Source organism: Vibrio sp. OPT20, from assembly GCF_963889365.1.
GTDB lineage: Bacteria > Pseudomonadota > Gammaproteobacteria > Enterobacterales > Vibrionaceae > Vibrio > Vibrio splendidus.
The window spans coordinates 64609-70657 of record NZ_CAWPOA010000109.1; the positions used below are offsets into that span (position 1 = coordinate 64609).

Consider the following 6049-nt stretch of genomic DNA (forward strand, 5'->3'; position numbering starts at 1 on the left):
AGATAACCATACTAGGCAACCATAAAAAGCGGCTATTTAGGCCGCTTTTTCTTTCATTGAATCCCTACAAAACGTCAAATGAGCATGAGTAGCGGGTGCTAGAACTCGTAATCCGAAAGATTTATGTGATCTAGCTAAAATTTTTAATTTCTGACCACATGGCAAAAGTGAATTCACTTTTTACATTATTGAAACATTCCAACCTCGCATAAACCACACCGTAAACATGGCTATATATGCACTCATTTAAGTCATTCAATCATCGCCCCAATTCATAGCGACCACCCTCTAAGGCTTGAGTTACATTGCATATATCTAAATACGCCGCACAAGCTCCAACCTAACCATTCACCATGCAAATAAGTAGCGCACTGTATTCACAAATTCAACCCGTTAAAATTAACATAAACATTTCAAAACATGTCTATCGTTACAATTTGTAACGAATAGCGGTTATCGGTATAGTCCTGCAATTCAAAAAGTGAGACCTTTGCGCTCACCTTAAAGGAGATATAATAATGATTACTAATGATGCTGTAATAATGGGCATGTTAGCTGTTATTCTTGGCGGTGTTTTTATCACGGAAAGTAGCCAAAATAGCGCACTGAAAAAATTCTACTCGTTCGTTCCGGGTCTATTGCTCTGTTACTTTGTTCCTTCTCTACTGAACAGTTTAGGCATCATCGACGCATCAAACTCTAAGTTATACTTCGTTGCAAGTCGCTACCTATTACCAAGCGCACTCGTTCTACTGATCATCTCAGCAGACCTACGTAAAATCTTTGGCCTTGGTTCAAAAGCCGTCATCATGTTCCTAACCGGTACTGTCGGCATTATCATCGGTGGCCCGCTGGCTATCTTGATCATCGACCAAATTAACCCTGACCTTGTATCTGGCGACGTATGGCGCGGCCTCACAACCGTTGCTGGCTCTTGGATTGGCGGCGGTGCGAACCAAGCAGCAATGAAAGAAGTGTTCGAGGTTGATGACCAACTCTTCTCTGCAATGATTACGGTTGATGTTATCTGTGCGAACATTTGGATGGCCGTGTTACTTATCATGGCAGGTCGTCAGAAGAAGATTGATGCATGGTTAAAAGCGGATACTTCATCTATTGAAGAGCTAAAAGAGACCGTTTCTAAATACCAAGAAGAGAACGCTCGCCCAACAACCACAACCGATCTCATGAAGATCACGGGGATTGCGTTCGGTCTTACCGGCCTAGCTCACTTTTTCAGTGACATGATTGCACCGTGGATCTCAACCAACGCTCCAGAACTTGCGAAATACAGCCTAACATCTGGTTTCTTCTGGTTAATCGTAATGGTAACAACGTTCGCGCTCATCGCTTCATGCTTCAAATCAACACGCAGCCTTGAGCACAGTGGCGCGTCTAAAGTGGGCTCGGCATTCATCTACATCCTAGTTGCAACGATTGGTATGCAAATGGATGTGACGGCTATCTTAGACAACCCAGGCTACTTCTTCATTGGTATCACATGGCTTACTATCCATGCCATTCTAATGATTGTGATGGCGAAGCTTATCCGTGCACCACTGTTCTTCATGGCTGTAGGTAGCCAAGCTAACGTTGGCGGCGCAGCATCAGCTCCTATCGTAGCAGCTGCATTCCACCCAGCATTGGCTCCAGTCGGTATCCTAATGGCAGTATTGGGCTACGCTCTCGGTACATACGGCGCTTACATCTGTGGTCTCATCATGCAGGCTGCTGCGGGTTAATAGAATCGCTTTAATCCAATAACACAAAAGGCTGAACGATGATCGTTCAGCCTTTTACGTTTCTAAAACTGTATTTCAAATAACGGCTTAATCGAACAAAGACGCCAGTTTATTTTCCACAACTGGGCTGATATTAAAGCTCAACATAAAATCTGGACGCGTTTCTTCGTCTTTCTCAAGGTAATAGTTCGCTTCAATGCCAAACTTCCAAGGACGTCCGTTCAACACAGTAGTCTTGCTTACGCTTATATTCAACGGAATTTCCGCCTGATCCTTATTCCAGTCATACGAGAATGTCGGCGCAGAGCCTACCGTCCAACCTCCGCCTAATATCTCCACCCAAAAGACTTGTGTCGATGTCTTGTTGATTCGAGTATCAGAATGGTCGGCTCCGTCTCCAGAAACACCATACAAGTGGTTTGGGAACATACCAACAACTCGCTCACTACTCGCCTTCCCGACCATAAATTCAGGCCCGATAGCAAATTGATCCGCCGTTAAATCATTACTGCCCGTTGGTAAAGAAGCAAAGAGACCGAACGCGACAATAGTACCGCCCTCCATTTTAGGCGCATAAGCTAAGTCAAATGAGATGTCTGTAACGCCTGACTGATCCATATGTTGGGAGCTTGTCGACGTATCCATATTGAAATCATTCTGAACATAAGAGATAGCTGGGCGGAAGATGACTTTGTCGCCATTATCCATTGGAAACGGCAATGTCGGCTGTAATACAGTCGCGAAAGCATCCCCTCCACCATCGTAACCACCTGAATACTGGAGCTTTAAATTAAGGCTAGCGTAAGCTGTGTTTGGGTTTGCAAGTTCCTTTGCGGCCTGTTCTGCCGCTTGATCGCTTTCAGGTTTCGAAATGTCGACCTTAGCGCTAGCAAAATTCGGCGTTAATAACAGTCCAGTTATTATTAGTGCAAGTGGTTTACAAGCCATGAGCCCTCTCTTCAATAGTAAAACAATAAAGTGTAACTGCTTATTGAGTATTTTAGAGATTACTGGGCAGTAAAATGGCCATTAAGTGACAGAGATAATTTAGTTGAGAAAATGAGAGCTTAGATACAAAAATGCCCCAAATCTCTTTGGGGAATTTTCAAATAATCAGGAAGCGAGAGAGTGTTTACTCCTTAAGCTTATTCCCAATCAAGAATTACTTTACCAGACATACCAGAGCGCATCATGTCGAAGCCTTTCTGGAAGTCGTCCACTTTGTAGTGGTGGGTAATGATTGGTGTTAGATCTAGGCCAGACTGGATTAGTGAAGCCATTATGTACAAACCAAAAATTAAACGATATAAAACAACAGCTTAATTAAAATATATAAAGTTCATGGCGACAAAGTGGCGACAGTTTCAGTCGTTGTTATAACTCCCTCACTTCAATAGGAGGTGTCTTTCCCACCTTTCTTCCGATTTAACGCCTACAAACAAGTAAGCACTGTAAGAAAATATTCCATAGAACTTAACGAAAACAAGTAATATTACATAAAATCAACGATTTACTCTAATATTAGTGTATATAAAAACAGTAACAAGTGGCGATTTATACCCATAAATAACGCTGTTTTGCAATGAATGCCGCCATTTTTGCCGCCACTTTTTATTGGACTTTATGCGCTCTGTTATCCCAGCATCACTTGTAAACAAAAAACCAGCGTTGAATCCATCAACACTGGCCTTTTTTAGTTAAACCAAAACGGGAATCAGTCTACAAAATACGGCAATTGTTCTTCAGTCAGAACACTGCCTTTCGCAAAGTCAGTGTGGTCTGTTACCTTGCTCACGTTCCAGTTAGATAAGTCTTGGTTAAAGGCCTTCGTATCACGAAACATGTATCTCATACCCACAACATTCGATGTATCCCACCCACCGATATATTGGTTAAAGGCACTTGCACCACTAAACATAGAACCAAATTCCGTCACATTTGATGTATCCCAGGCACCTATATCTTGGTTAAAGGCGCTTGCATCCATAAACATAAAAGACAAATTCGTCACATTTGATGTATCCCAGGCACCAATATCTTGGTTAAAGGCACTTGCACCATCAAACATATATTTCATATCCTTCACACTGGATGTGTCCCAAGTACCGATATATTGGTTAAAAGCGCTTGCATCCATAAACATAAAATTAAAATCCGTCACATTCGATGTATCCCAAGCACCTATATCTTGGTTAAAGGCACTTGCACCATCAAACATATATTTCATATCCTTCACACTGGATGTGTCCCAAGTACCGATATATTGGTTAAAAGCGCTTGCATCCATAAACATAAAATTAAAATCCGTCACATTCGATGTATCCCAAGCACCTATATCTTGATTAAATGCTTGTGCTCTTACGAACAGGCCTTCCATGCTTGTCACATTCGATGTATCCCACCCACCGATATATTGATTAAAGGCACTTGCATGACTAAACATATATTTCAAATTCGTCACATTTGATGTATCCCAATGACCGATATTTTGATTAAAGGCTTCTGCTTTACCAAACATCTTACCCATATCAGTCACATTTGATGTATCCCAATGACCGATATTTTGATTAAAGGCTTCTGATTCAAAAAACATGTAATCCATATACTTCACATTTGATGTGTTCCAGTGACCTATATCTTGGTTAAATAATTTTGTGACTCCGAACATCCAGCGCATATTCGTCACTTTAGATGTATCCCAATAACCTATATCTTGATTGAATGTACTAGCCCACTTAAACATTTCGTACATTCCTCTGACATTCGATGTATCCCAATCACCGATATTTTGGTTAAAAGATTTAGCTCCTTTAAACATCTCAGTCATATTCGTCACTTTCGACGTATCCCAATCACTGATATCGGTATTAAACGATTCACGATACCTAAATACACGGCGCATATCCGTTACCTGTGTTGTGCAAAATCCTATGTGGCCTTGCTCTAATTTATCGAGCAACGTCTCGTTTTTTATTAGGGTGTTATCCACCACCACATAGACTTGCCCGTTTTCAAGCATCACGGAGTTAACAGGTTGGTCAGGGCATTTTACTGAGATACCTACAGCAAATGCGGCTTGGCTAGCGAGCGCGGCTGCGCCCACAAGAAGTGAGGTTATGGTTCTTTTCATTGTATTTTCCTAGGGTTGAATAAACGTTATTGCGTAAAAGTTGGAAAGCTATCTTCAGACAGGCCACTGCCTTTTGCGAAGTCGATATGGCGTGAGACGCGCTTGACGTTCCAGTAGGTTAAGTCTTGGTCAAAGCGCTTGGCACCAGAAAACATGCGGTCCATATTGGTCACACGAGAGGTGTCCCAACGGCTGATGTCCTGATTGAAGTATTTGTTTTTAGCAAACAGGTCACTCATGTCTGTTACGTGAGTGGTGCAGAGCTGAATGTTGCCATCCAGAAAGTTTTGCCAGTAATCTGAATTGCGAATGAGTGCGTCATTGACGACCACAAACAACTCATCTTCTAGAACCATGACGGTTCCTGGTTTATTTGATTCGCAAGTCACCGTTTCAGGCTCACTAGCAAAGGTGTGGCTACAACTCAGCAGCGCGCAGGCGGAAATAATCGAACGTAAATTCATAGTTAAAAGCATGGTTTAATTAAAATTAGTTAGGAATCATACAGAAAGCACACCTATCTATTTCACTATTTGGGTCTGCAATTTCACTAAAAAAGTGGAATTGCATTCACCATCCCAATAAATAACATTATTAATGACAGAACGCGTTATAAATAATCCTTTGTGCCGGAGTGCCACAATAATTAGTTAATCATCTAGCACATGTTTACCCTCGTTCACCACTTCGCACTCTGCCTTGAGCATTCAGCTCTTTTTTTTTTAGCCTTAAATAACGTTTTATCTACTCATTTAAAAACAAAAAAGGCGACAGTAATAACTGTCGCCTTTCTATTAAGCTTTTCTAAGTTAGCTTCCTAACTCAAAATTATTCCCAATCTAGGATTACTTTACCTGACATACCAGAACGCATCATGTCGAAGCCTTTCTGGAAGTCGTCCACTTTGTAGTGGTGAGTAATGATCGGTGTTAGATCTAGGCCAGACTGGATTAGTGAAGCCATCTTGTACCAAGTTTCGAACATCTCACGACCGTAGATACCTTTGATAACCAAGCCTTTGAAAATTACTTGGTTCCAGTCTACTGCCATATCTGATGGTGGAATACCTAGTAGAGAGATCTTACCGCCGTGGTTCATGTTAGTCAGCATGCTGTTGAACGCAGATGGGTTACCAGACATTTCTAAACCTACATCGAAGCCCTCAGTCATGCCAAGA

At 41.7% G+C, this 6049-nt stretch carries 5 protein-coding genes and 1 pseudogene; 1 reads left to right on the forward strand and 5 read right to left on the reverse strand.

The genetic code is table 11. From position 1 onward, the window contains the following. The first annotated feature begins 518 nt into the window (after positions 1-518). The gene (locus tag AACR09_RS24150) at positions 519-1742 is read left to right on the forward strand and encodes a DUF819 family protein (protein ID WP_004730219.1); all 1224 of its coding nucleotides are present in this window, start codon (positions 519-521) and stop codon (positions 1740-1742) included. Between the two features lie 87 nt (positions 1743-1829). Here AACR09_RS24150 and AACR09_RS24155 read toward each other — a convergent pair whose 3' ends face one another. The 5 genes and pseudogenes from AACR09_RS24155 to AACR09_RS24175 all read right to left on the reverse strand — a co-directional run. Continuing rightward, positions 1830-2690, reverse strand: coding sequence for a transporter (locus AACR09_RS24155; protein ID WP_193834568.1), 861 nt, complete (start codon positions 2688-2690; stop codon positions 1830-1832). Positions 2691-2887: 197 nt separating this feature from the next. After that, positions 2888-3028: pseudogene (locus tag AACR09_RS24160) on the reverse strand (L-threonine 3-dehydrogenase); the annotation flags it as partial. Between the two features lie 428 nt (positions 3029-3456). Further along, positions 3457-4872: a BspA family leucine-rich repeat surface protein gene (locus tag AACR09_RS24165; RefSeq protein ID WP_193834570.1), complete on the reverse strand. Its 1416-nt coding sequence runs from the start codon at positions 4870-4872 to the stop codon at positions 3457-3459. Between the two features lie 26 nt (positions 4873-4898). Further along, on the reverse strand, positions 4899-5336 hold the full coding sequence (locus AACR09_RS24170; protein WP_193834572.1) for a BspA family leucine-rich repeat surface protein: 438 nt from the start codon (positions 5334-5336) through the stop codon (positions 4899-4901). Between the two features lie 364 nt (positions 5337-5700). Further along, positions 5701-6049, reverse strand: a 349-nt coding sequence (locus tag AACR09_RS24175; protein ID WP_228010443.1) for a zinc-binding dehydrogenase, incomplete at its 5' end; no start/stop codon positions are given.